This is a genomic window from Gabonibacter massiliensis (genome assembly GCA_001487125.1).
Taxonomy (GTDB): Bacteria; Bacteroidota; Bacteroidia; order Bacteroidales; family Marinifilaceae; genus Gabonibacter; species Gabonibacter massiliensis.
This window is the reverse complement of sequence record LN913012.1, coordinates 75905-100391: the sequence shown is the minus strand read 5'-3', so window position 1 is coordinate 100391 and position 24487 is coordinate 75905. Positions and strand designations below refer to the sequence as shown.

21 protein-coding genes, 1 tRNA gene and 4 pseudogenes are annotated in these 24487 nt (G+C 38.9%); 14 read left to right on the top strand and 12 right to left on the bottom strand.

All coding sequences use genetic code 11. The features are described from left to right. The first annotated feature begins 55 nt into the window (after nucleotides 1–55). From BN3283_RS02790 to BN3283_RS02755, 8 genes and pseudogenes are all read left to right on the top strand, one after another. Nucleotides 56–140: transfer RNA gene (locus BN3283_RS02790), tRNA-Ser, on the top strand. A gap of 701 nt (nucleotides 141–841) precedes the next feature. Beyond that, on the top strand, nucleotides 842–1408 hold the full coding sequence (locus BN3283_RS02785; RefSeq protein WP_059025572.1) for a Crp/Fnr family transcriptional regulator: 567 nt from the start codon (nucleotides 842–844) through the stop codon (nucleotides 1406–1408). A gap of 75 nt (nucleotides 1409–1483) precedes the next feature. Then, on the top strand, nucleotides 1484–2365 hold the full coding sequence (locus tag BN3283_RS02780) for a 23S rRNA (adenine(2030)-N(6))-methyltransferase RlmJ (protein ID WP_059025571.1): 882 nt from the start codon (nucleotides 1484–1486) through the stop codon (nucleotides 2363–2365). Between the two features lie 11 nt (nucleotides 2366–2376). Beyond that, a complete protein-coding gene (locus tag BN3283_RS02775; protein WP_059025570.1) occupies nucleotides 2377–2616 on the top strand; it encodes a hypothetical protein in 240 nt (79 codons plus the stop codon). Continuing rightward, nucleotides 2579–2989, top strand: a complete 411-nt coding sequence (locus tag BN3283_RS02770) for an RteC domain-containing protein (RefSeq protein ID WP_286137510.1) — start codon at nucleotides 2579–2581, stop codon at nucleotides 2987–2989. The genes BN3283_RS02775 and BN3283_RS02770 overlap by 38 nt, the downstream gene beginning before the upstream one ends. A 130-nt stretch (nucleotides 2990–3119) precedes the next feature. After that, nucleotides 3120–3470, top strand: a pseudogene (locus BN3283_RS02765) (helix-turn-helix domain-containing protein). A 254-nt stretch (nucleotides 3471–3724) separates the two neighbouring features. Further along, nucleotides 3725–4309, top strand: a pseudogene (locus BN3283_RS02760) (BfmA/BtgA family mobilization protein). Between the two features lie 4 nt (nucleotides 4310–4313). Further along, on the top strand, nucleotides 4314–5249 hold the full coding sequence (locus BN3283_RS02755; RefSeq protein ID WP_059025568.1) for a DUF5712 family protein: 936 nt from the start codon (nucleotides 4314–4316) through the stop codon (nucleotides 5247–5249). Nucleotides 5250–5271: 22 nt separating this feature from the next. Here BN3283_RS02755 and BN3283_RS02750 read toward each other — a convergent pair whose 3' ends face one another. Continuing rightward, nucleotides 5272–6210, bottom strand: coding sequence for a hypothetical protein (locus tag BN3283_RS02750; RefSeq protein ID WP_059025567.1), 939 nt, complete (start codon nucleotides 6208–6210; stop codon nucleotides 5272–5274). Between the two features lie 300 nt (nucleotides 6211–6510). Between BN3283_RS02750 and BN3283_RS02745 the strand changes: the two genes are divergently transcribed. Beyond that, the gene (locus tag BN3283_RS02745; RefSeq protein WP_059025566.1) at nucleotides 6511–6846 is read left to right on the top strand and encodes a toll/interleukin-1 receptor domain-containing protein; all 336 of its coding nucleotides are present in this window, start codon (nucleotides 6511–6513) and stop codon (nucleotides 6844–6846) included. Between the two features lie 229 nt (nucleotides 6847–7075). On the opposite strand, the gene BN3283_RS02740 is transcribed toward BN3283_RS02745, so the two are convergent. The 7 genes and pseudogenes from BN3283_RS02740 to BN3283_RS02715 form a co-directional block, all read right to left on the bottom strand. Further along, nucleotides 7076–9364: an outer membrane beta-barrel family protein gene (locus BN3283_RS02740; protein ID WP_059025565.1), complete on the bottom strand. Its 2289-nt coding sequence runs from the start codon at nucleotides 9362–9364 to the stop codon at nucleotides 7076–7078. A 4-nt stretch (nucleotides 9365–9368) separates the two neighbouring features. After that, nucleotides 9369–9890 carry a GNAT family N-acetyltransferase gene (locus BN3283_RS02735; protein WP_052634417.1) on the bottom strand — a complete coding sequence of 174 codons (522 nt, stop codon included), beginning with the start codon at nucleotides 9888–9890 and terminating at the stop codon, nucleotides 9369–9371. A 111-nt stretch (nucleotides 9891–10001) separates the two neighbouring features. Further along, nucleotides 10002–10889: a subclass B1 metallo-beta-lactamase gene (bla, locus tag BN3283_RS02730; RefSeq protein WP_059025564.1), complete on the bottom strand. Its 888-nt coding sequence runs from the start codon at nucleotides 10887–10889 to the stop codon at nucleotides 10002–10004. Between the two features lie 13 nt (nucleotides 10890–10902). Beyond that, nucleotides 10903–11382: a GNAT family N-acetyltransferase gene (locus tag BN3283_RS14630; RefSeq protein WP_059025763.1), complete on the bottom strand. Its 480-nt coding sequence runs from the start codon at nucleotides 11380–11382 to the stop codon at nucleotides 10903–10905. 6 nt (nucleotides 11383–11388) lie between these two features. Continuing rightward, a pseudogene (locus BN3283_RS14625) lies at nucleotides 11389–11820 on the bottom strand (GNAT family N-acetyltransferase); the annotation flags it as partial. A 15-nt stretch (nucleotides 11821–11835) separates the two neighbouring features. Then, a complete protein-coding gene (locus BN3283_RS02720) occupies nucleotides 11836–12597 on the bottom strand; it encodes a class I SAM-dependent methyltransferase (protein WP_059025762.1) in 762 nt (253 codons plus the stop codon). A 122-nt stretch (nucleotides 12598–12719) separates the two neighbouring features. Beyond that, the gene (locus BN3283_RS02715) at nucleotides 12720–13289 is read right to left on the bottom strand and encodes a Crp/Fnr family transcriptional regulator (protein WP_059025563.1); all 570 of its coding nucleotides are present in this window, start codon (nucleotides 13287–13289) and stop codon (nucleotides 12720–12722) included. An 845-nt stretch (nucleotides 13290–14134) separates the two neighbouring features. Here BN3283_RS02715 and BN3283_RS14460 point away from each other — a divergent pair. After that, the gene (locus tag BN3283_RS14460) at nucleotides 14135–14353 is read left to right on the top strand and encodes a hypothetical protein (RefSeq protein WP_147625530.1); all 219 of its coding nucleotides are present in this window, start codon (nucleotides 14135–14137) and stop codon (nucleotides 14351–14353) included. Here the strand turns inward: BN3283_RS14460 and BN3283_RS02710 are convergent, their stop codons facing one another. Together BN3283_RS02710 and BN3283_RS02705 are read right to left on the bottom strand one after the other, a co-directional pair. Further along, nucleotides 14354–17455: a response regulator gene (locus BN3283_RS02710; RefSeq protein ID WP_059025562.1), complete on the bottom strand. Its 3102-nt coding sequence runs from the start codon at nucleotides 17453–17455 to the stop codon at nucleotides 14354–14356. A gap of 287 nt (nucleotides 17456–17742) precedes the next feature. Beyond that, entirely contained in the window at nucleotides 17743–18315 is a 573-nt protein-coding gene (locus tag BN3283_RS02705) for a DNA-3-methyladenine glycosylase I (RefSeq protein WP_059025561.1), read from the bottom strand. 412 nt (nucleotides 18316–18727) lie between these two features. Here BN3283_RS02705 and BN3283_RS02700 point away from each other — a divergent pair, with 412 nt between their 5' ends. The 3 genes from BN3283_RS02700 to BN3283_RS02690 are packed head-to-tail and all read left to right on the top strand — an operon-like array spanning nucleotide 18728 to nucleotide 20845. Continuing rightward, complete coding sequence (locus BN3283_RS02700) at nucleotides 18728–19570, top strand: ABC transporter ATP-binding protein (protein ID WP_082667053.1); 843 nt, start codon at nucleotides 18728–18730, stop codon at nucleotides 19568–19570. A gap of 13 nt (nucleotides 19571–19583) precedes the next feature. Next, the gene (locus BN3283_RS02695; protein ID WP_059025560.1) at nucleotides 19584–20483 is read left to right on the top strand and encodes a hypothetical protein; all 900 of its coding nucleotides are present in this window, start codon (nucleotides 19584–19586) and stop codon (nucleotides 20481–20483) included. Then, on the top strand, nucleotides 20480–20845 hold the full coding sequence (locus BN3283_RS02690) for a GntR family transcriptional regulator (RefSeq protein WP_059025559.1): 366 nt from the start codon (nucleotides 20480–20482) through the stop codon (nucleotides 20843–20845). Before BN3283_RS02695 ends, BN3283_RS02690 begins: the two co-directional genes overlap by 4 nt. Before the next feature lie 78 nt (nucleotides 20846–20923). Here BN3283_RS02690 and bla (BN3283_RS02685) read toward each other — a convergent pair whose 3' ends face one another. Continuing rightward, complete coding sequence (gene bla / locus BN3283_RS02685) at nucleotides 20924–21817, bottom strand: class A beta-lactamase, subclass A2 (RefSeq protein WP_059025558.1); 894 nt, start codon at nucleotides 21815–21817, stop codon at nucleotides 20924–20926. A 685-nt stretch (nucleotides 21818–22502) separates the two neighbouring features. Here bla (BN3283_RS02685) and BN3283_RS02680 point away from each other — a divergent pair. Then, nucleotides 22503–23346: pseudogene (locus BN3283_RS02680) on the top strand (aldo/keto reductase); the annotation flags it as partial. A gap of 178 nt (nucleotides 23347–23524) precedes the next feature. Here BN3283_RS02680 and BN3283_RS02675 read toward each other — a convergent pair. Further along, on the bottom strand, nucleotides 23525–24379 hold the full coding sequence (locus BN3283_RS02675) for a GNAT family N-acetyltransferase (protein ID WP_059025557.1): 855 nt from the start codon (nucleotides 24377–24379) through the stop codon (nucleotides 23525–23527). Between the last annotated feature and the right edge of the window lie 108 nt (nucleotides 24380–24487).

The following is a 24487-nucleotide window of genomic DNA, read 5'->3' as shown; positions in this document are numbered from 1 at the left end:
AAAGCAAAATCTTATTTTGTCGTTCGAAATTTTCCCTTATCTTTGCAACCGCACAGGAGAGATGGCAGAGTGGTCGATTGCGGCGGTCTTGAAAACCGTTGTACTGAGAGGTACCGGGGGTTCGAATCCCTCTCTCTCCGCTAAACATAAAGAGTTAACCCCAAACAGTTAACTCTTTTTTTGTACATAAATACCCATCAGGGATTCGACCGAAGCGTCGGATACGGTTCGTAACGAGTTCATGAGGAACGAAGTTCCGAGTCATCCCTCTCTCTCCGCAGAACTAACCGGACAAAGAACAGACAAGTCCTACAAATTCAACGATTTGTGGGACTTTTTTTATCCCCTTATATCTGCCCTACCGGACATCATTTAGACCCTAAAAGACAAAATTAGTAACCTAACTCGTACCCCCGACAACTGAAAGCTCAAAAGGGGTACACTTAGTCCGAAATTGGCGAACTTCTGTCGCTATTTGGCGAGTATGTATAAACTTCACTTTGAGCTAATTAACGTAATTTTGTAACCCAAAAAAGTGAGTTTATGAAGAGTACATTTTCCGTTCTTTTCTTTGTGAAAAAGGACAAGCAAAAAATCAATGGCAGCTACCCTATTTTCGTCCGTGTCACAGTAAAAGATTTTAATTTTATCTATTGATTAATAGATATTTGGGCGAAAGAAAAAGAACAATGGGTAACGATGTAGAAACGAGCGAATTTCTTTAGTCTGCCGTGTATTTCCATCGCTTCAAATAACTCTCCCACAAAGATAATCATTTTATCTAAATTATTATCCAACATAGCTATCATTCTCGTATCTTTGCAATTATAAAGCATTTAACATGGATAAATTCAATGCGAATGAGAGTGTAGATGCCACGAGATTAGAAAAACTATTTCTTGAAAGTGGCACACCGAAAATACTTAAAAAGAATGAATATATGGTTCGTCAAAATGATAAGACGAATCATATAGGCTTTGTTACGTCAGGTACATTTCGCCTTACTCGCATAGATACGAACGGTAACGAATGGATTGTAGGTTACAGTTTTGAGAATGATTTCGTATGTGATTATCCCTCTTTAATTAATAGAACAGGAGCAACGGTTAGCATACAGGCAACAACTGATTGCGAGGTTTATTTACTCCCATTAAGCGAACTCAATCAATTTTGGGAAACAGATATGGAAACACAGCGTTTAGGCAAGCGTATTGCCGAAACTATGTTTGCAGAGATATACCAACGCTTATTAGGGTTCTATTGCGATACGCCCGAACAACGCTATCAGGCATTAATGAAACGCTGTCCCGATTTACAAGAACGAATATCCTTAAAGGAAATAGCACTTTTTCTCGGTGTAACTCCTGAAACTTTAAGTAGAATCCGCAAAAAACAACTGCAAAAATAGAGGCTTTGACTTTCGTCAAGGCTTTTTCGTTTTTTCCTGCCTAATATTGCCACCATAATGATAAACTGAATTATTATGGTAACTTACACTCACTTCGGCAAACAACCCGATGTTCTCAAACATCTTGTTCTCTGCGAGGTTCTTCAAATAGAAAAACCGCAGATATATGTAGAAACCAATTCAGCGTGTGCCATCTACACAATGACACATACCCCCGAACAGGAATATGGTATTTATCATTTCTTGAACAAAGCGAATGAAGATGTTACATTGAAAAATTCCTTTTATTATCAACTGGAGAATGAAAGTATGGCAAGCGGAAACTATTTAGGTTCTCCAGCATTAGCCATGAAAGTATTGAATAATGACGTTAAGAGGTGTCTATTCTTTGATTTAGAAAAAGGGGCATTGGATAATGTAGAATTATTCGCAAGAAACCAAGCAATTTCGCCACCAATTAGAACATTCAATTGTGATTCGATTGATGGAGTACTAAAGCTATTACCGTCATTACCCAAATCCACGTTTCTACATATTGACCCTTACGAAATAGATAAACCCAATAGCAACGGGCATACTTATCTTGATGTATTAATTGGTGCTACCAAATTGGGGATGAAGTGTTTGTTGTGGTACGGATTTATGACCATTAGCGATAAACTGGCACTCAATAAATCCGTGTCGAAGAAGCTAGACAAGGCAGGCATTAAGGATTATGTGTGTTCAGAACTGATTATGAACGCCATAAAGAAAGATACAATAGTCTGCAATCCGGGCATATTGGGAAGCAGAATTTTAGCGACCAACCTATCCCAAAAATCAAATTCGATGATTCAGGATTATAGCAAAAAACTGGTTGAAATTTACAGAGACGCTCGATATAAAGGGCTTGACGGGAGTTTATACAATGATACCATTAGTAAGAAACAGAATATCAGAATCAAAAGACATCTTTAATTGTGTGAATTATGAAAGAATTATCCGACCTGAGATTTTTCCGACTATTGTCGGAATACTCACAGAAAAAGTTTGTTGTAAACGACCTTACAACAGCACTGCAAGAACTTGCCAACCATTTGGTAAGCGTTGCCATAGATGAACAGGACTTCGCTGTATTGTTACGCTATCTCTCTTTTGGACTAAACAGGCTCAAATCGCATCGTGTACAATTTGAGGCGGGGGAAAAATGCCTTGCTATTGCTTGTTGATGAAGCGATAGAAGTTATAAACACCGAAATCCGCATACTCAATATGCGTATCAAATACCCGATTCAGTTCCAAAATCGAAAAAACAGCTTTCCGCCCTCTCCGCTCTATCTTACCGATGAAACTAATCTTGTTGCAATTATGGAACTGGTTAGCGGATTATCCCTATCTCAAAGAATTGTTACCCGTACAGGAACAGAAGCCCCACTAACTGAAATCGGAAGAGCGTTTGAACACCTCTTTAATATCAAATTTGGAGACATCCATAAAAAGCACGAGAGTGTAATTTGTCGGCAAACCAATAAACGAATTGAGTTTTTGGATATACTTCGCAAAGCTATTATCGAAGAAAGTCAAAAGAAAGGCTATCTGTAAATCAGTAATTTATCAACAAATGTTAGGGGTGTAGTATATCTACTCCCCTAACTTATTTGCACCCATTTGCCGACCTTTGCTTCATCAATCGGTTGAAAACAATAATGTTGAACTAAAAAAACGAAGCAAAATGTATATAGACAATGAAAACTTCGACAAGTGGATGGAACGACTATCAAAGAAACTCACCGAAATCGAGCAAGACCTGAAATCGCTAATCAATACCGACAACGTATAAGATCCCAACGACAAGTTGTTAGACAATCAGGATTTAGCGTTTCTGCTGAAAGTATCTTTCCGAACCCTGCAACGGTATCGGGCAAGTGGCAAACTCCCTTACTTTACGATAAGCCATAAGACCTATTATCGGGTATCGGACATTCGGTCATTTGTTCAGGAAAATGCCGATTGTAAGACCTATGAGCGGTTCAAAAAGGAAAATCAGCTTGATAAGCAAACCGAAGCAAATCAAGATGGGTAATGTTACCGCCTGATGAAGTACCACCGCCGCACATTTAGCAGAAATTGCCTCGCCCTGTGGCTCGGCTCATTTCGCTAAATGAAGCAAGAGGGAACTGGACAAGTCCTGTTCTTCCCTCTTGCCCTGCGGGGCAACGCCTTCGGCGTTAGCGTGTTATGAAAACACGCTGTAATGACACCTGTAATAATCATTTCCGTTGTAATGCTTATTATCAAGCATTTATCTATTCATATTTCTATAAAAAAGTAATTACCATGCCAAACAGCACTCGAAAAACAATATTCACCACCATTTCCGTAGACAAGGAAACGGCAGCTTTGGTAGAGAAGATATGCAAACGCCATTCACTGAAAAAGAGCGAAGTTGTAAAGTTGGCTTTCGGGTATATTGATAAGGCACATATCAATCCATCCGAAGCCCCCGAATCAGTAAAATCGGAATTGGCGAAGATAAACAAACGACAGGACGATATAATCCGCTTCATCCGCCACTACGAGGAAGAACAACTAAATCCAATGATACGAACTGCCAATTCTATTGCAGTTCGGTTTGATGCCATTGGCAAGTTATTGGAAACACTAATCCTCTCACAACTGGAATCCAGTCGAGAGAAGCAGACAACCGTATTGCAGAAAGTAAGTGAACAGTTTGGGAAGCACGCCGATGTAATCAACCAGCAGGGGAAGCAACTTACCGCCCTTTATCAGATACACCAACGGAACTATAAGAAGTTGCTCTAACTGATACAACTCTATTCGGAGTTATCCGCTTGCGGTGTGATGGACGGCAAACGGAAAGAGAACCTAAAGGCGGAAATTATCAATCTGATAAACACATAGAACCATGCACATAGATTTTGCCCCACCATCGGCAGGAACATATAACAATGCAGGAAGTAGCCGGCAATTAGCGTCGTACATGGAGCATGAAGATTTGGAACGGATGCAGCAGGGTATCTATACCGATGGCTTTTTCAACCTGACGGATGAGAATATCTATAAATCAAAGGTTATAAAAGATATAGATAGCAATATCGGGCAACTCTTAAAAACAGATGCAAAGTTTTTCGCTATCCATGTCAGCCCATCGGAAAGCGAACTTCGGGCAATGGGGAACACCGAACAGGAGAAAGCCGAAGCCATGAAGCGGTATATTCGAGAAGTATTTATTCCCGAATATGCCAAGAACTTCAACAAAGGATTATCCGAAGCGGATATAAAGTTCTACGGAAAGATACATTCCGACCGCAGCAGTTCCGATAATGAACTGAATACGCACTGTCATTTGATTGTTAGCCGGAAAGATCAATCAAACAAAAAGAAGCTATCACCGCTTACCAATCATAAGAACACCAAAAAAGGAACGGTTACGGGTGGTTTTGACCGTGTAAACCTATTCCAACGAGCGGAACAGGGCTTTGATAAGCTATTCGACTACAACCGCCAATTATCTGAATCCTTTGAATATGCCAACACGATGAAGAACGGAAGCATTGATGAGAAACTGAAAATGCAGGAACAGGAATTAAAAGAGCCAAAACAATATTTTACTAGCGAAAATAAAAAAGAGGTTCATCAATCCAGTGAAAAAGAAAACAAGATTTCTTGCAATCTTGATAGCAAGCAAGAACACAAGCTGTCTTACAATCAGCAAAATAACAGTGGTGGTGTTTCTCTCTTATCTATCTTCTCATTGGGAGATGGCAGTAATTACGATGCAACATTGGCAGAGGAATCACAGGCTAAGAAACTCAAAAAGAAAAAAAGTCGTAAGTTGTAATTATTGTCAACAATAATTGTAACTACTGTTCCAAAAAATGTATTTCATCCATTTTTAATACTTTTGTTTTGATACTCAACTTACTATATGTTTTTTCCGCTTTATATTTACACCTATCATCATTTGTTAAGAAGTAATCAAAATGAGCTGCGTAGAATGTATGCAATGCATCATCAAACATATTATTAAAATGTCCATCACTTTTATATCCAGCAATATCAAATTTGAAAAACATTTCAATAACTTTTTGATACATCAAATTTTCACTACATTTGTTGTTTGGGGTATATAAATCGAAGAAATCTGTTAATTCCAAATGTTGAGGTAAACTCTTGAAATTTGAATTGAAAGACTTAATAAGTTCTTTATTATTTTTTATTTTATTTAAACTTGTTATGAGATGACTTTTAAAAGATTTATAGAGTCCATAGTCTGATTTAAGGCGAGTTTGAAAATTAAAAATATCAGTTTGCAATGCATACATATTGGGTTGTAATTTAGATAAAGGAAACATTATTCCAAATATTGGATTTTCATATCCTTTTCTGAACTCAGAAGGCAAGGGGACGTTTTTATATAATTCCATAATCGCTTGCATTAAAGGAAAATCTTCAAACAATGTTTCATAAGAGATTGGTTCATGCTCCCAGTCTTTTTTCTTCTCTTCAAAAAAATCAAAAATATTTCGATAATGCCAAGTCGCATTTTTTTCACCCCAATATTGGCAGATGCAAAGGTTGTTTGTGAAGTGCTGGATATTCAGCAAATGACCATCTATATAAGTAGGATTCTTTTGGAATCCACGAAATAAATCATTTAAGTGTGCATTTGAATATGCTGTAATAATCTGCTTACTTGTTAATAAATCAGACAAATATTGATATGAAGATTTTTCTGTTGGGTCTAATCTATCCAACTTTTCAAGTCGGTCAAATATATTTAAGTCGATGTATACCTTCATACTAATTCTAATTATTGAATTTCTAAGCAAAGATATACATCTTAAAGCTAAAATGCACGAATCAAATAACAAAAGAAGAAAGTAGTATAGTTCTTTTCTTTCTCTGAACACAAAGGTATATTCCGAGCCTGAAACGCCAATGGCAGCCCATTACATGTGTAATCCCCTAAATCAATGGCTTCCTGAACAAAACTATTAACTGTGAACGATATTGTGCGAATACAAAAAAGACTTACAAATAATTTCATAAATCATTCCTAATGAGTATATTTACAATTAAAATATAAACATAAATCATATATGGGACGCATTTTTTTATCACATAGTAGTAAACAAAAAGGATATGTAGAAGTTGTTGCCCGTAATTTGGGTAAACAAAAAGTTGTTTATGATGCATGGACATTTGAAGAAGGGAACAAAACTTTAGATGAAATCTATAAAGGAATTGATGTTACAGGTTTATTTGTTTTTTTTATATCACAGGAATCATTAAATAGTGATTGGGTAAAAAAAGAGATTTTGAAAGCAGAAGAATATATAAAAAATGGGAAAATCAAACAGTTCTTGCCTGTGATAATAGATGAGAATATCTTCTTCTTTGGAAACAAATGTATAATCCGCTATCCGCTCGCATAGTTCGGTGAGTATGTTTTCTAACCGGGTAATCATAGGAAAAGAATTTTCGACAATATCACAATCGTAGAAGTCGAAGTTGCAATCCCCGAATATATTCTCTGCAATATGTTTTCGATGTATTCTCTTATGTCAATGTTATTAAGATGTCCTATAATTAAACTCCTGAAATGTTGTATTATCACTACAAAATATTTCTTACTTAAGATCCGTTCAATTTTGTTAGTTTTAATTACATTCCAAAGCGTGATGTATCTATCCCTTTTACCTCTTTTCGATTATATCCGCCAAAACGGTACGTGAAATTTATGGTGAATGACCGGGAGTAGAAAGCACTGTTCATATCTAAGTATTGTCCCTTGAAGCGAACATTTGTTTTAGGCATACCCGTGTTGAAAATATCATTACAACGAGCGGACAAACTGAATTTGTCGCTGGCAAAATTCCATTTCACACCCGCGGTAAAGTTGAAGATTGATTCGATATTGAATGTTCCCTGTATTGTTGGGGTTTGTACAAATCCCATTAACTCAAATGCTAAATTCTTATTTACTTTGAACGTATTATCCAATGCGGCATTAAATACCCGTTTCTCCCGATTGAAAGGGACGTCAAAGAAGTTATCACAACGCTGACGAACCTGCATTCCTGTCAAAGTCAATCGAGAGTCGAGCCAACTTCCTACATTGAAAGGCACTATTACATTTGCACCCCACGATTGCATATAGTTCCAATTTGTATTTTTGTAGATTAATGCCAGCCTTTCCGTGGATTGATATGGAGTTTGTGCAAAATAATCCAAAGCGTAAGTAAAAAACAGATTAAAGATGTATTTCTGCTTCAAGATATAACTTGTGTTCAGATTATAAGAAGTGGATGGTTTCAATCCGGGAGTTCCCCATAATTCGGTATATCCATTGAGGTAACTAACCGATGATTGCATATCCCAATAGCTCGGATAGGTTTTATCCATAGACAACGAGAGTTGAAACGTGTGTTTGGGCGTTTTACTGTAAGTCAATGATACTTGCGGATAGATTGCCCATTTGTGATAATCTCTAATAGTATAATACTCTACTGTGGCAGAAATAGTTATAGACAATCCGACTGCAAAACTCTTGCATAATGAGGCATAGAAATCGGTTGTTTGCTCTTGCAGATTAGAATAAAGATTCTGTGGAGTGATACTTCCGGTTACATCGCTGAATGTTTGAAAATCACGTTCTTTCACAAGCCGATATGATGCACCATACCCTAAACTCCAACCTTTTGACAGGCTGTGTTTTTGGTCGGCATAGATAGAATAACGGTCTATTTTTTGTCCTCCAATCATTGCGAAACTACTTTGCCCGCCTTCCTGATACTTGGCAGACATATTCTGATCATTATCAGAAACATAGTGCGTATAATCTCCGCCAACAATAAAACCAAATCCGGAATTATATTGTAACGCAACGTTGTGCATACGAATATCAATGTATTTATCTATATTGCTGGTTTGGAAGTTACCGGTTGTAAGGCTGTTGTTATGCTGATTAGAGGTAAAACTCCCTGTATAAGCTAAACTGATATTGTTTTTTACATTGAAATTATATTCAAGAGCAGTTCTAAAATTGTGATTCCAGTATTTACCGCGTAATTGTTCGTTTTGTCGAATATCATACACTTTATCTTTTACTGTATGCTTGGAATAGAGGTCGATATACTCCATTTGTTTAACATTGTCTGCTCCATACATTACATCAAATGTCGTTTTGGAAGTTGATAATCGGAAATTTCCATTTACCCCACCACTATTAAAATATTGATTTTTATAGTGAGTGCTGACTTCTCCCTGAAAAGAGTAGTCGTTCGAGCGTTTCAGAATAACATTTACCACCGCACCTCGTGTATGATATTCAGGAGGCGCACTATACATCACCTCTACCTTTTCAACTAGGCTTACCGGAGTGTTGCGCAAGAGTGCTTCAAGCTGTTCGGCACTCATGGATGTAGGCTTACCATTCAAAACGACAGTTAATTTCCCCGCTCCGGCCAAACTTAACACACCTCTTCTTTCCTGTATGCCGGGTAGTTTTGTCAATGCTTCGTAGGCATTATTTACGACTTTCTTTTCTGCAAGGGCTTTAAGATTATATCCCAATCTCCCGTTTTCTACCTTAACAAGTGGACGTTCCCCTTTTACCACAACTTCGTCTAAGGTATGTTCATTCGGTTGAAGTTGAATGATTCCGGCATTCTTTCCCTTGCCTGTTATTTGTTTCGTCTGATAGCAAAGGTGTTGTATAACCAAACGATACTCTTCGGGTTCGTTATTCAAAATGAACTCCCCGTTAATATCAGAAACGGATGCACAGACATATGTGGAATCAATATTTTGTAGAACGATAGTTGCTCCTACTATGGGTTGTTGTTCATTATCTATTACTTTTCCACTTATTGTTTGCCCCCAAGCAACAGAATAATAGCTACTTAATATTATACAGCAAATGGTTGATATGATTATTTTGTGCAACTTCATTCTATCATATTTGAATTAATTTTTGCTGGCAAAGTGAGTTGGATGACATTCTCTTTTTCATTTTTATTAATGCTAATGATTCGTTTTGAGGATTCAACCATTTCTCTGTCTCGTATGGTATATAGCCTAATTTCGAATACAATAAAATACCTTTTGTGTTCGTATTAAAACACGAAAGATGAAATTCTGAGACACTGTATTTTTCTATGGCGATTTGCTCCATTGTTTGAATCAGGTATTTGCCGATTCCAAGATTTCGATAGTTAGCATCTACCACTACATTTCCTATCGAAGCATATTGACTGTTCTTCACCTCGTAGAAATTCGCAAACCCGACAATAATATCATTAAACAATATAACCGTGGAATCGAAGCGGCTATTGATGGCAGATTCCAATTGACTTTCAGTCAATGGATATTCTGCTTTTGGAAACATAAAAAATAGTTCTTCTGCATTTTGCGGAAATTGGCATATTTGTCCAAAATCATGTTTTTCAATGGATCTATGTTTTAATTCTTTTATCATATATATAGGAATTAATTGTTGTTGGTAAAGTTAGTCGGATGATACAACAGAAGTCTTGAAACAGTTCAAGACCTTTGTTTAGGGTAGCGTTATTCGTGCTTATAATCTAAATTATTTGTTCATTTTAGACTGCCGTTCATTTTCAATAATCGTTTTAGTATGTTTAAACAACTCTTTCCCTCCATATTTGCCGTGTCCGGGAATAACATATTCCACGTTGGGAAATTGCCGTTCTACTCGGTCGACAGTTTGTAGCCATTCTTCAAGCGGAGCAGCATCCGAAATATTGCCAATATTTAAGGTTTCTATATCTTTAAGCATACATCCGCCAAACAGAATCTTTTGAGAGGGAATCCATACCACGATATTGTCGACAGTGTGTCCGCCACCTAAATAATATGCTTCAATTTTGATATTCCCTACTTTTAACAATAACGAGTCTGAAAAACTTACATTTGATTGTTCAAGCCCTTTTGATGCTAATATATTATTTGTTAGGCGATTGGCATAACTCTTGATGCCGTTGCGATTGAGCCAAGCCAATCCACCCACACCGTCGCCGTGCCAATGCCCGGGAATAAACGATTCAAAGGTTACATTCAAATTTTTGTCAAACCACCAAGCTAATTCTACTATTTGCGATTCAAGGGTAGGCGAATCAATCAAAAGAGCTTTCCCTTTACTAATCACAACAAGTCCATTCGAACCGACACGTCCCCAACGCCCCATATTCGCCCAAGCTGTATATAGGTAACAAACAGGTGTCAACCTAAATAATTCTAAATCATTGTTTATCTTAATATGCTTTTGGTTAACGACATCCGAGTATTTTGTTACGAAGCCATTGGCGTAATGAGCTACTATTTTATTATCGCTATCAGTAACAAATCCGTTAGCATAGCGATAAACAGTTGTTCCACTTGATAATTTTTTCATGGTTGTGCATCCTGTTAGAAATGTCAACACCACGCTTAGATAGATAGTTGTTATTATTTTCATAATATAAAAACAGTTAAATCAGCCCTTTTGCCATCCAGTAGTTAGTCAAACAAAGCTGATTAGCTTTACGCTTTTGTTCTACCTCTACCGTATAACCCCATTTTTCAAAGAAAGGGCGAGCAGTTACACTCACTTCTGACGTAATCCGCACAATCTCACTTTCCATTGCATACCGTTCTATTTCTTTTAAAAGCAAAGAGGCAATGCCTTTGCCCTGAAAATCCCTGTGAACAAACATAGAGTGTAAATAGCCTTGCGATGTAATTGATGCAAAGCCAACAATCTGAAACAGTTGATTAATAGCCACTACAAAATAGTGGGTCTTTATCATCTCTTCTATTTTTGAGAGGTCGTTTCCGCACGATGCCCAGTCTTCTACTTCCTCCCGCGAATAATCACGACTATTTACCGAAAGAACAGTCTGCTGAAAAAGTTCTTTTAGTTCTACAACATCTGATTGTCGGGCTATTCTGATTGTAAAATTGGCTTTCAGATTATACTTCAAATAAACCATATCTTCGAGTTGTATGCCATCTTCAATAATAGGGTGATCATAATTATCTGTAAAGAAGTTCTCAATCCTGTGAGAATAGACAAAACCACAACTCTGATAAAAACCAATCGTATTTGGCACATCACCAGTTCCGACAATCATTGTGTGACAACATTCAGAATAACAAGCGATTAGATATTGTATCAATTTACGTCCATATCCTTGTCGTCGCGTGTTCTGTATAACGGCTATATTCTTAAGTTCACAAATCCCGTTACCCTCATCAGTAACTACACATACAGCCTTTACGCCATTATCTTCGAGTGTAAACATTTCGCCACGCTCTAAATAACGGTCTATCATGGATTCCGACTCGTCAGCAAGCAATAATAGGTCTATGTATTGTTTCTTATTTTCTGTTATTGGAATAATATTCATCTTAAATAACTAATATCACTTATTTAATGCTAAAACATATATCTTCTTCTCCGATTCATCGCTAAACATCTCTCCCTCAAGGCCTCCATATTTGTGGATAATATTAAATCCGGTCTGTTTCAAATATGAATCTAACTCTTGTGGAAAAAACAATCTCATATCCAAATTTTGGATAGAATGAAACTTTCCGTTTATAAAATAGTGCCACTCTATGCGGTTTATTTGGGTTGCACTCTCGTAATGCATCGTTTGTTTTATCAACACGTTCCGTCCATCATCCGTTGTATATTCAGCAATTATGGCTTGCTCTTTTTCGTTCTCAACAATATACTGGATGTTGGGATTAAAGCAATCCAACAGAAACAAGCCTCCATCTTTAAGATGTTTTTTAACACATTCCAATGCTTTAAACAGATCTTCGTTTCCGTATAAATGGTGGATGGAGTTAAACGGAATAAAGATAAGGTCGAATTGCCCTTGCAAGTCGAGTGCTCTAATATCTGCCTCAATAAAATCAATCCCTACCCCTACTTGATTAGCTTTCGCTTTTGCTTGTTCAAGCATTGATGAAGTATAATCTACTCCACAAATATTGTATCCCTCCTTTGCAATTGGAATCGTAAGTCTGCCGGTGCCACAACAAAGTTCGAGTATTTTAGCATCCTTATTTTTCGGCAACCACTTTTTATAGAATTGTAAATCCGATAGAAAAGTGTTTAATCCATCATAAATATTTGCGTCATAAATCAAATCGCCAACCTTATAATCTGTATTAATTGTATTCTTCAATATTATTTTTGTTTAATCTGTTTATAGCGTTCTTTGATTTAAACGCTTTAGCAATAACGAACAAAATTAATCTCGGTGGGCGAAAAAATCCTTGAACTATTTCAAGAGTTTTATCTTTGACGTAATCTTCTTCGTATATGGCTTACTGTTTCGGGGGTAACTCCAAGAAACGAGGCTATCTCTTTTAGAGTAATATATTGGGGTAAGTCTGGACAACGTTCCAACAATGAGATATAACGCTTCTCTGCTGAATTACAATAAAAATCAAGTAACCTTCCATATATTTCTATAAAATGTTCTTCTGCTACAAATCTGCCAAAGCGTTGAGTTTCCATATTAGTTTCCCAATAATCATTCAAATCTTTCACGGATAGCATAGATACAGAGCAATCCGTAACAGCCTGAATATTGGTTAATGCTCCTGAATGTTTAATGAAAGATGGATAATCACATACAAAATCCTCGGTGAAACTATAACCGACAATATGTTCGTTTCCCACATTGTCAATGCCAGTATATCTAAAAATACCACGTTGAACCAATCCAACGTGCTTACATGGTTCATTTTGCCGAACAAAATAATCCTTCTTTTTAAATTCACTTGACTTTCCTTTTTCTAAAAAGAGCTTTTTAAATCCTGAAAAATCAATCTCATTCATATATTCATTAAAATTCATCATACAATTTCAGTCATTAAATACCCGACAATTACCTTGCAAAAGACACTATATCCCCTGCAACACTTGAATTTTCTAATGAAAAATACTATTACTAATGATTTGTAATACACGATTATTATTACAAATATAATGCGAATGATATTACTTTCCAAACAATCCTATAATGAACTGCTCTTTGTATGAAAATCATAGTTGCGTACAAAATGCAAATTATATCTATATATAGTTCACACCTTGCACTAATTCTAAAACATCGTGAATAAAATGTTTATTAAATTCAAAAACTTACTGTATCTTTAAATCTGAGTTTTAGAGAAACATTGGTACGACAACGGGCAACAAAGTGTCATTGTTGCCGCTAAGACATAAGAAAAGATATAAAATACAGAAAAAATAAGGCATAGGAGAACGGGTTCACAGTCTTCTCTCTCCGCCAAGTATCATGGAAGATAAAGCCTGTAAGTTGCACACTTACAAGATTTTTCTTTTTATCCGCATCGCAGAAATACGCTTTCACCTCGAACCGGTGGACCGGGCTTTTCTGGAGAAACACGAAATAGAAAAAGAAATAGATTGTACAATATGGCCGACGTGAAATATCGCACAACTTCATATCACTGGTGTTAAATAGAAAAGAAAGATATAAAAAGACAAATCCCGCTAAAACCTCCACCCTATAAAGCCGGATTAATTAAAAACAATAAATCACGAAAGCGATTATAAAAGAGAGTTACAGACTCGCCTGGCTTGTGCCGTACGTAACGGGAGTGCAGTTGCCAAAGACATCTTGACAGAAATAAAAACAAATAGAGATGTGTCGAAAACAAATAAATACATTTTAAAAATTGAAGATACGACCTTGTTATCTAACGAAAGCCTCTTCCCCGTACATTGCCTTCGGGGCTTTTAAACCATTTTTCGAAGAACTCCTGCAGTCTGGGATGCTATTTATCCACCAGCATGGTGCTGACCGACATATACGGTTAAACGCTTCCATCGGGATCGTTCTGGAAACGGATGCCGTATATAGTCTTCAACACCCGGCGGTCGATATGTTCCCGTGATCAGACTAACGTAAAGTTCTTGTTGAGTATAGTTCGTATTTCAACACCCAATTTTGTCGGATTGATCGGTTTAGAGACATAACCGTTGAAACCGTTTTTGAGGATCTTTTCCTTATCCGACGCGAATGCATAGGCCGTCACGGCTATGATGGGGAGCGTCTTGGAAAATTTACGGATCTCCCGGGTAGCTTCGTAACCGTCCATGTTCGGCATATTGATATCCATGATGATCAACTGGGGATTATGCTCCCGGCAGAGTGCCACTGCTTCGCATCCGTCCCAAGCGTGGATGAGTTTGTATTCCGTCTTCAGGATGGACTGGAACAGCAGGAAGTTGCTTTCATTATCCTCGGCAACGAGAATCGTGATGTTCTTCCGTCCCAGCGGAACTTTCGGGGGCTCCGCAACGACTTGTTCCGCCTTTACGATCTCGGCGGGCAAATACGGAATTTTAAACCAGAACGTAGAACCCTTGCCTTCACCTGCAGATTCGACGCCTATTGAACCGTTCATCTTCTCGACGATTCCTTTGCAGATAGAGAGTCCAAGTCCATTGCCCGGCATGAAATCGTTCAGTTTGACGAAACGCTGAAAAAGTCGGCTTTGGCCCTCAGGGGAGATCCCCATACCGGTGTCTTTCACGAAAAAGTAAATCTTGTCTCCACGCAACTCGTATCCGAAAACGATGCTTCCGCTCTTCGTAAACTTACGAGCATTGGAGATCAGGTTGATCAATACCTGTGACAAACGATTGGGTTCGGTGTGAACAACACAATCGGTCGCACCGAGCATGAAGTTGAGCACTACCCCGGGTGGCAGGCGTAGACGCTCCGTGCTGTCTATCGTACGGATCAGATCGTTAAGATCCACGGCTTTATAAATGAAGTCCAACGTATTGGACTCGACCTTAGCCAAATCGAGTACATCGCCGATCAATTGCAGTAGCAACTGGTTGTTGGTTTCGATAATGTTTACGAACTCCTGTTTCTCCTGCTCATTCTCGGTGGTGAGCAACAGGTTCGAGAACCCGACGATGGCGTTGAGCGGCGTACGGATCTCGTGACTCATATTGGCAAGGAACGCCGACTTCAGGCGGTCGGACTCCCTGGCCTTCTCTTTGGCTGCAATAAGAGCCTGTTCCTGCTTCTTACGTTCGGTGATCAGGAGCAACGAACCGATAAGCGCTTTCGCCCGCCCCCGGTCGTCACTTTCAACTACGGCAGCATGGACCTCCAGCCAGTCGGTATGCAACTGTCCGTTCTTGTCGGTAACTATCCGGAATTCGGTCTTGATGTACTGGAGCTTTCCTTCCAGAAAACCTTGATGGGCCTGCTTTACGTGCACTACATCATCGGGATGGATGCGCTCGAAATATTCGGCTTCCTCAATAATATGGACCAGATGGGTTGATCCTCGCTGCTTGGTGAAATTCATGTGCCTCAATATGCGCTGAGCCTCACAAGCGATCTTATGGCTCTCCAGATCCCAGCGCCACGGAATGATATGCGCCACGCTCAGAGTGATGTCCAGTTTCTCCGCAAATTCCCTCAGCTCATTGGTCGCTTTGCTTTTTGCCGTAATGTCGATGGCGAAGATATCCAGCTCCTTTCCCTGCTCAGACTGGTACATCAGAAACTCGTAATACGTATCGGTCTGTTTGAAATAGTGCGAAAAAGTAACGGGGAGTCCTTTCCTTAATACGGTCTCGATCAAGTTGGAGATATATTCGGGAGCAAACAGTTTGCCGGGAGTGTCCTGGAGGGCATTTTGCCGGATCAGACACGCGAACGCCTCGTTTCCCGAGTGACAATCGATGTCGGCAACATGGCTGTCGGCACCGTACCGCACGGTCGCCTGCGTATAGGCGATGGGCATACGCTCGACCAGCTCGGCGTGTTTCCTGAAAAGAGCCATCTTCTTACGCTGGAATACCGCATTAAGGATAGCGATCACGATCGTTGCTGTAAAAATGACGAATCCCACGATGATGTACCAACTGTACTGTTGCCAGAATGTTTTGGGTTTATCGAGATACACCGTATTCTCGGGGCATCTGTCTACTGGGATCCCATCCTGAACGAGCCTGGGATAATTGACGATAGGGAATGCCTCTGTTGCGTACGCGAAAGGAACCGCACGCATAGGTACGCCGTCCAACATTTGATTGACGGCATGCATGACGGCAGCCTGAGTCCGCCGAGGATCGGGGAAATACCCCCCGTCGATACCGTTGCTCAGATAAGCGCTCCGTAGGGCGAAAACAGGACGTTTCGCGGCAGAGATCATCCGGGCATCACCCGAGATCAGCATCGGAAACCCGTGCACATTGACACGTTCGTAAAACCAAGTGGAGAGCAACAGCCCGACCGAAGGATCTTGGTCGTTCAAATATTGTTGCATAAGATCACTGTTGCGCTCATTACCCACGAGCCATTCGTACTCCAAATCAGGATAGGTTTCCTTTATATATCGGCGGATAAGCCCGTTTAGGTAGCGGTTCAGGTAGAATTCATCGGCCAGGAACACCACCTTGCGCATTCCGTGTAGCATCCCCACCATCATGTCGATCGTCCCCTTATACAAATCGGGCACTTCGACCATTGTGAAATTGTATTTGCCTTGCAGGTCGATCAACGGTTTAAGCATATCGTCCGATACATCGGACGTTTCGCCTGTCATATAAAATTCCTGAGGCCCGTATATTTTAGTTTTGGAAATCAACACTATCGGAATATCGCCCCATTCCTTCACGATACGTTCCCTTAAGGTAAAGGACATGTTGCCGATCAGTACCAAGTAGTCCGGTTTTTGATCCTCAAAACGCTGAAATATACCATTTTCCACCTGGCGGTACATCGATGCATTACGAATGAACGTACCGTTCATATGGATGATATCGGCACGTACGCCATCCGTCCGGGCGGTTAACAACGCAATCGGGGTGATCAACTCCTGGCTCCACGGAGCCGCCTCGTTATAGGAGTTGATGATAAGCAAGCGGTGCTCCCTGACATCGGCCGCTCGAGAAGTGAAAGAAGAAAAACTCAGACTTACAAATATGAAAACAATATGCCCGACAAACAAAAACAACCTCTTTCTCATTATTTCGATTACTTTTTTATTACACGATACATGCAGTTCATTTTGCACGGCACCATAACTGTATGCACTATTTTCGGAAAGACAAAAATAATCATGTCACACTAAAGATCAAAATGTATATATAGAACAAAATTCCGAATTATCTCTCTACCCTCATAAGGAGTTCAAAGACTACCGTCAAATCAATATATATCATAAATTTACAGCACATTCTTACTTTCGACTCCCGGCAGATCAATTAATATAGAGCCTATACCTCGAAAAGACTCCGTAACGAGACGGTACTTTTACGATTTTCGACAAATGCAATCCGTCAGGTGATCGTTAATAAACCCAGAAGCCTGCAAATGAGCATAACAAATTGTCGTCCCGAAAAATTTGAATCCTCTCTTTTTCATATCTTTACTCATTGCATCGGATTCGGGAGAAGATGCCGGGATTTCACTCATTGACCGAACATGATTTACAATCGGCGCTCTGTTCGGAAAAAACGAAAGGGTATAGGTATAAAAACTACCAAACTCCTTTTGAATGGCAATAAACAGTTTTGCATTCGTAATGACCGATTTGATTTTCAACCGATTCCGCACGATACCATCGAATTGCATCAATCGGTCAACGTCTTCATCGGTCATTCGAGCAACTTTCTCAACATCAAAGTCATGAAAAGCCTTACGATAACCTTCGCGTTTCCTAAGAACAGTTATCCAGCTCAAGCCCGCCTGAGCACTCTCCAATACCAAAAACTCAAAAAGGATCTTATCATCCGTCACTAACTTTCCCCACTCCAGATCGTGATATTTAACATATAATTCATCGGTTCCACACCAACCGCATCGGCCATTTACGATATCCTGCATAATTTTTTCGTTTTATATTTCAATACATGTAAGTATTTTTTATAAGATGCTCGCTATCATGATTGAACACAAAAATACTTATTTTAATCATATCCACAATTCGTATAAACAATTCCGATTATTATCATTATATTGCAAGCAGATCAAGCATCACCTGTCACTCTTCAAACTCTCTTTCCGATTTACCGTTTGGAAACCTTTATCAACAGTCCACCTCTGTACCGTAAAATGCTATTCGGGAAATTAGAATCTGGCAAATCAAACACTAACTGAAAATCAACAACATAACACGACATATTGGTTAATTATAGTTAAATATTAAGGTTTCCGCTTGTCTAATCAAATAAATTATACACATTTGCAGTGTACTATTAAACTAATACACACATAAACCAATTAATCTATAACCACCATGATGATCGAAGTAAAAAACTTATCTTTCAGTTATGGAAAGAGAAAACAAAAAATCTTTGACGACTTTTCGCTGACATTAGGCAAAGGCTCAGTTTACGGTCTTTTAGGGAAGAACGGTACAGGTAAATCGACTTTGCTTTATTTAATGACAGGCTTACTTCGTCCTCGAGCAGGACAAATATTTTACAAGGGAATGAATGTTTCAATGCGCCATCCGCAAATATTAAAAGATATGTTCCTTGTACCGGAAGAATTCACACTACCACCGGTCAGCTTGAAACAATATTTGAAACTGAACACCCCGTTTTATCCGAATTTCAGCCATGAACAGCTAAGAGCCTGCCTTCGCGATTTCGATATGAATGAGGATATCCATTTGGGCGAACTATCGATGGGACAAAAGAAGAAAGCATTTATGTGTTTCGCATTGGCAACCAACACCCCTCTGCTGTTAATGGATGAACCCAGCAATGGATTGGATATTCCCTCAAAGAGCCAGTTCCGTAAAGTGATCGCTTCGGGCATGACAGATGATAAATCGGTAATTATCTCGACCCATCAGGTAAGAGATATCGACAGCTTGTTGGATCATGTAATTATTATCGACGGTACCAGCGTATTACTAAATACATCGGTAAAAAACATCTGTAATAAATTATATTTTGCAGATCAAGGGATAAATGAACCGACAGATAATGCACTATATATTCAATCATCAATCCAAGGAAATAGCGTAATCTTCCCGAATTTTGAAAATGAAGAAACAAATTTGAATCTGGAAGTATTATTCAACGCTATGCTGACAGAAAGGGAAAAAATGCAATCAATATTTAACAAGTAAAAACAGGCACATTATGGATGCGAACAACTTTTTTAGCTTATCGCGCATAGTCATGGTAATGAAACGCGAGATCATTGAAAACTGGAAAACGAATGTATACCGATTAATCGGTCTTTACGCGGCATTTGCATTGACGTTAATATTTGCCATGATCAAGGCAAATAACGAGCCGCGTTGGTTGGATAATCCCGAGTGGGCGGTAGAACATTTTTGTCTAAGCAGAATGATTGCCTTTATGATAATTGCAGGAATTGCATCTTTTATTTACGCGGCCAATATTATGGAAAATATGAAAACGAAAGAGAAACGCATATCATTCCTTATGCTTCCGGCTACTATGTTTGAAAAGTTTATTGTAAGATTCTTATACGTTACGGTAGGTCTTTTCGTGGCTATCCTGTTAACCGTATCCTTGGCTGAGATTACCCGTCTTCTTCTGCTTCCTTTATTCAACGTACCTGCCACTTTGCATCAGACCGTATTACCTAAGATGTTTTCTATGTTTATAGATATGATTTGTATGAGTGGTAAAAATAGTTCCGTTATTTACGGAAGCGGAATTTCTAATTGGGGATTGGTTTCGGCTTGTATCTGGACTTCGGTTATCTGGCATCATTCCTTGTTCATATTAGGCGGCAATTATTGGTATAAAAAACCTTTTTTAAAAACATTGGGAACCCTTTGGGGTATAATGTTTCTATTAGGCTTTATCGCATCAATCGCCATAGGACGACAGGACCCCGAAAACACGTCTGCCCTGTTGTATTCCGGAGAGGCCACTTGGGCAACAGTGAAGAATATATTGACAGCAGGTGTGACTTTCTTTAGTTTATTTACTATTTTCAACTGGTGGTTGAGTTATAAACTCTTTACCCGTTCACAAATTATTAAACCGAAATTTCATTTATTATGAGATTTAAAGAAAATAAATCCATATACTTGCAGATAGCCGACCGGATATGCGACGAAATCCTGCAAGAACAATATAAAGAAGAGCAGCGTATTCCATCCGTCAGGGAATACGCTGCCACCGTGGAGGTAAACGCGAACACGGTCGTTCGTACTTACGATTACCTTCAGGGGCAAGAAATAATATACAATAAACGCGGTATCGGTTATTTCGTATCGGCAGGGGCCAAAGACCGGATTATGACTCTTCGCAAGGATGTATTCCTGCACGAAGAATTACCGGAATTTTTCAAACAAATAAAGACATTGGATATTTCAATAAAGGAGATAGAGAAAATGTATAAAGAATACATAGCTCAAAATTAACATGCCAGATAAAGCGAACCATCTCCTTACAAAACTTCCCGCTACCGGAAGAGAAATACCTCTTACCGGTAGTATTGTCTATATTTCGCTCACATATTGATATACGACACGAGAAATATCAGCTATGATTCGAGAAGATTCCTGCATATTTTCCGCGGAGTCTTTTATAAAAACGGCTATCGTGTATCTTTTCCCGTTCGGCAGATATACAAAACCCACATCATTTATTCCGATGATCTGGCCTTTATCATTGAGATCTCCTGTTCCCGTTTTATGACCGATGATTGCTTCTGTCCCCTCTAACGGAAAAGGCAAGCGATCTTTTCCAGTCTCACAGGTAACCATCGCCTGTTTAATAAAATCCTGATAATCTTTATCGAATAACGGCCGAGTAAGCAGTAATTCCATGACTTTAACCGCTTCAAGAGGAGTACTCCAATTCCTATAACAGGTATTTATGTCCTTATGCATTTCATCCTCCGTAAATTCAACGGAAAAATCCCGGATACCCAAACTTCGTATATACTTGTCAGTTGCCTCCGTCCCACCGGTTCGAGCAAAAAGAATATCACACGCGTTATTATCGCTTAAATGCAAGGTATATTTCAGCAACTCTTTAATCGGAAGAAAAATTTCACCTTGAGGATATCTGTCGCGAAGGGGACTATATGTATTCGATTTCAAATCGGATCGTCGAATATAAACAGACGTTTCGAAAGACAACTTCTCTTTTTGACAATAATCTGCAACAGCCAAGGCTTGGTACAACTTAAAAACACTCATCATAGGATATTGACAATCATTGTTCACAGTGATCGTATCTTTGCCGTTAAGAATAACGGCTATACCGACTTGAGCATTCTTTCCGGCGATCGTTTCCCGTAATTGCTTTTGTAAATTTTCATGTTCCGATTTTACTATAACCGGCAACACGAGTAAACTGAAAACCAACCATAAGCCTTTTAATTTCATATCATCATTTTATCTATTCAGCAATGCTCAAAACTACAATCATTTTTTATCATATACAAAGATTCTATTGCCCATCGACAAGCGAAAAAGCTTGATTAACACACAAACAACAATTATCTATTTTTATAAAATATAAAAACTAAACCTAAAATATACATCCCTGACAAAAGAGAATATTGATACACAACATCTCTGTTGCGTTTTCTCCGACAAGCAATGTAGCGAAGGTTACGAATTAAAAAAGATTGGATGAAAAAGCAAAAGTTTTTATCGAATATGTTCCCGCACAAAAAGCATGGACTCCCGTAGAGACCATAACCATCTAATAATCAATTATTTTTGAATAACAGGAATATACAAAGGAAAAGGGTATGCCAAAGCCTTATTAAAAACTGTCGTCGACGATGCCAAATAGCAAGGCACAAATGGTTTGGTTACAGTTATCGAAACAAAAAAATATCACTTTATGAGCAATACCGAATGGTTCCCGAGACAGGGTTTAGAAACCGTTGAAAAACGATCAAACGGCTTTTCGCTTCTCGCCTTAAAATAGCTCCTTCTGTTCCTTCTTTTAAAAAGTGTGTAATAAGTGGAGAAAGTGCCGATTAAAAGAGTTGGTCGTTTACTATACCAATCGTTGTCCGTTTCAGAGTATTATATCCATAACTCTTTGGCGAATTGAGCCAAGAATAAAGCATTAGATAACGGCCTATTGGATTTTTTACTTGATGAACGGGAAATCGGACGTATTCGGAACCTCGGATTCTCTTACCACGGGGATATTCGCATATTCGATTACCTACTCTCTCGACACGGCAAAATCAAATGGGATTTCGTACAAATTTAGCTCAACTATGTGGACTGGAACATGCCAAAGAGGTAAATACCCGCAATACGGATGCCGAATATCTTTACGGAGAGTTAGAGAAACGGGGTATTCCGGCCATAATCATGGAACCGCTTTTGGGAAGACGTCTCTCTAATGTACACGACCATATTGCCGCCCAATTGAAACAACGACGTCCCGGATCGAGCGTCGCATCCTGGGCTTTCCGCTTTGCCGGCTCTTTTCCGGATGTTCTAACCGTACTAAGCGGCATGGCCTATATGGAACACCTTCAGGACAACTTAAGCACTTACTCCCCCTTTGAAGAACTGACCTCTGAAGAAAAGGAATTTTTGGAAGAAACGGCACGACAATTGCTCCGCTACCCGACCATTCCCTGTAACGATTGCAAATACTGTATGCCATGTCCTTACGGTAGAATATTCCGGGTATCTTACTCCATTTCAACAAATGCATCAACGAAGGCAATATGCCCTCTTCGTCACGGTATACGAACTATCGCAAAGCCCGCCGAGCATTTCTTATTGGTTACGACCGTTCTGTTCCGTACCTGCGACAGGCTAACCATTGTATCGGCTGCGATCAATGCAATACCCATTGTCCGCAAAATATCGCTACCCCCGCACAATTGCGACGTATCGATAAATTTGTCGAGGATCTGAAACAAGGACGTGCATTCTAAGATGAATAAAATAATACGACTCTGAAAAAACAACAAGCTATCAATATATTATAAATTGAAAAAGTGCCGTTAGTAAAGCGGCACTCTTTCAAAACATTTCATTCTTTCTCCAAAACTTATCGGATAAAAATCAAACAGTCAAAAAAACATAAAACTGTAATTTTACTATAAAATCACGCTATAACTGTTTTATCATTTCAAATTGCTTTCCTTGTATATCTATATTTCTCGCCTTTAGGAAATCGGTGATCGAAGGTGATAAAATATCCGTATTTATGATTTTAACTGTATCATTTTGATTTGATTTAATCATTTCATGAAGTAACACGGAAGCAATTCCTCTCCTTCTGTATCGTTTATCAACCGCTATTTGGGTAATATCTCCGGAAGCGGGTTCAAAAACACAATACCCGACAAGCTTATCTTCAATAAATGCACCCAAACAAACGAACCCCTCGGCAGCTCTTTGGATGGATTCAAAACTATTCTGCCAGGATGGGGTAAAATCCCAAAATTCAGGAATCGAATCATATTCGCCGATATTATTAATTTGTTTGATTATACAGGCAACAAAAGGACGGTTGATTGTATTCCGAACCTCCTCATTCTCGGCCATAAAATAATTGAACTCACGAATTACCTCAAATCCGAGATTTCGATAAACGGAAACAGCCTTTGTATTGTGCTGCAAAACTTCTAACAAATACTGCTTAATCCCTGTTTCCTTCAAATAAGGGATAGAATATTTAAAGACCTCCGTAGCCAACCCTTTTCCCCTATACTCTTTTAATGTCCCGGTACCCGTATCGTAAGCCGTTGGCATCCCTCCGAAATTTCCGATGCCGTTAAACGTAAAAGCCACGATTCCACCCTTCTCAAATGCGGCAAAAGACAATTCAGGATCAAAACCACGCCTCTTCAACATCATCTGAAGCTGTTCTTTATTCAATTGAATCTCATAATCGGCAAAAGCCCGATTAAATGCCTCAAACACAATATCGAAGTCCGTTTTCCCGAGGGATTTTATTTCCATAGCATTACAATTAATTATATTTTGAAACCGTCTTCAAAATACCTTTAATTTTTTACATTTGCAAAACTATTTTACGCAAGTCCGCCGGTACAACGTCTTTCCCCGTGC

Coding starts and splice junctions, on each gene's coding strand:
- BN3283_RS02775 (WP_059025570.1), top strand. CDS start 2,377: ATGAAAGAATTATCCGACCTGAGATTTTTCCGACTATTGTCGGAATAC.
- BN3283_RS02750 (WP_059025567.1), bottom strand. CDS start 6,210: ATGAAGGTATACATCGACTTAAATATATTTGACCGACTTGAAAAGTTG.
- BN3283_RS02695 (WP_059025560.1), top strand. CDS start 19,584: ATGGATGCGAACAACTTTTTTAGCTTATCGCGCATAGTCATGGTAATG.
- bla (WP_059025564.1), bottom strand. CDS start 10,889: ATGAAAATAATAACAACTATCTATCTAAGCGTGGTGTTGACATTTCTA.
- BN3283_RS02675 (WP_059025557.1), bottom strand. CDS start 24,379: ATGGAAATAAAATCCCTCGGGAAAACGGACTTCGATATTGTGTTTGAG.
- BN3283_RS02735 (WP_052634417.1), bottom strand. CDS start 9,890: ATGATAAAAGAATTAAAACATAGATCCATTGAAAAACATGATTTTGGA.
- BN3283_RS02690 (WP_059025559.1), top strand. CDS start 20,480: ATGAGATTTAAAGAAAATAAATCCATATACTTGCAGATAGCCGACCGG.
- BN3283_RS02705 (WP_059025561.1), bottom strand. CDS start 18,315: ATGCAGGATATCGTAAATGGCCGATGCGGTTGGTGTGGAACCGATGAA.
- BN3283_RS02780 (WP_059025571.1), top strand. CDS start 1,484: ATGGTAACTTACACTCACTTCGGCAAACAACCCGATGTTCTCAAACAT.
- BN3283_RS02785 (WP_059025572.1), top strand. CDS start 842: ATGGATAAATTCAATGCGAATGAGAGTGTAGATGCCACGAGATTAGAA.
- BN3283_RS02755 (WP_059025568.1), top strand. CDS start 4,314: ATGCACATAGATTTTGCCCCACCATCGGCAGGAACATATAACAATGCA.
- BN3283_RS02700 (WP_082667053.1), top strand. CDS start 18,728: ATGATGATCGAAGTAAAAAACTTATCTTTCAGTTATGGAAAGAGAAAA.
- BN3283_RS02710 (WP_059025562.1), bottom strand. CDS start 17,455: ATGAGAAAGAGGTTGTTTTTGTTTGTCGGGCATATTGTTTTCATATTT.
- BN3283_RS02745 (WP_059025566.1), top strand. CDS start 6,511: ATGGGACGCATTTTTTTATCACATAGTAGTAAACAAAAAGGATATGTA.
- bla (WP_059025558.1), bottom strand. CDS start 21,817: ATGAAATTAAAAGGCTTATGGTTGGTTTTCAGTTTACTCGTGTTGCCG.
- BN3283_RS02740 (WP_059025565.1), bottom strand. CDS start 9,364: ATGAAGTTGCACAAAATAATCATATCAACCATTTGCTGTATAATATTA.
- BN3283_RS02715 (WP_059025563.1), bottom strand. CDS start 13,289: ATGATGAATTTTAATGAATATATGAATGAGATTGATTTTTCAGGATTT.